Here is a 784-nt window from a genome sequence, read left to right on the forward strand (position 1 = left end):
CTTTATCCGAGTCGGAATGACATCGCCCCAAAGCTGTTACATGATGCACAGGGATGAACTTGCATTCATCATCCAGCATATCACGATAGCTAAGGACAGAGAACGGTGATTCGCAGAAATGAAAGCCTCGATTACAAACTTTCAACTCAACATCCTCTTCGTAAGTCTTGCCCTCCTCGAATTTGAAGCCCAGGCAGGTCATATCTGCATTGAACCCTTTAAATCCATCGATATGTTTTTCTTCGCCGAACTCTTGCGGAAGCACCACGTTATCGCCGAACGAGACGCTTTTGAATACTTCCACAATCTCTTCGACCGAAAATCTAGCGATGCCGCATCCGATCTTGGTTACCTTAAAAAACCTATCCGGAATTGTACCGTGTAAAGTCTGCGAATCTTCCGTACCGATCGCGTTCATTCCTTCGGTAGACCCCTTGTCCATCTGGTATCCAGCGTAGGGATACGTAAGACTGGCCTGTAACCCTCCCCTGCCCATGATCGCGCCAACTTCCCGACCGCGATCGAGCTGCGCCGCCACGTGGTTACGGCTTATTACTGCCATCGAGACTCGTCTGTTTTATTTGGAATGTCTCTGGGTAATACTTGTTGGAATTGCACGTCATGTTTGATAAATTGCACCTGGCGTCACGAGACACGACTGATCCAGGAATCGCTACTGGATCCTGACTGTCAGATCGTGACTGTGTAGATGGATCGACTAATCGTCATCGCTCAGTCTTCGCTGCATTAATGCTAGGATGATCCGCAGTCATGACGAATATCG

The 784-nt window shown here is 48.3% G+C and carries 1 protein-coding gene; it reads right to left on the reverse strand.

What is annotated here, in order from left to right:
• On the reverse strand, window positions 1–562 hold a 562-nt coding region (locus tag ALIPUT_RS00070), incomplete at its 3' end, for a DUF7666 domain-containing protein (protein WP_004327475.1).
• Window positions 563–784: the final 222 nt, after the last annotated feature.

The organism is Alistipes putredinis DSM 17216 (assembly GCF_000154465.1).
GTDB lineage: Bacteria > Bacteroidota > Bacteroidia > Bacteroidales > Rikenellaceae > Alistipes > Alistipes putredinis.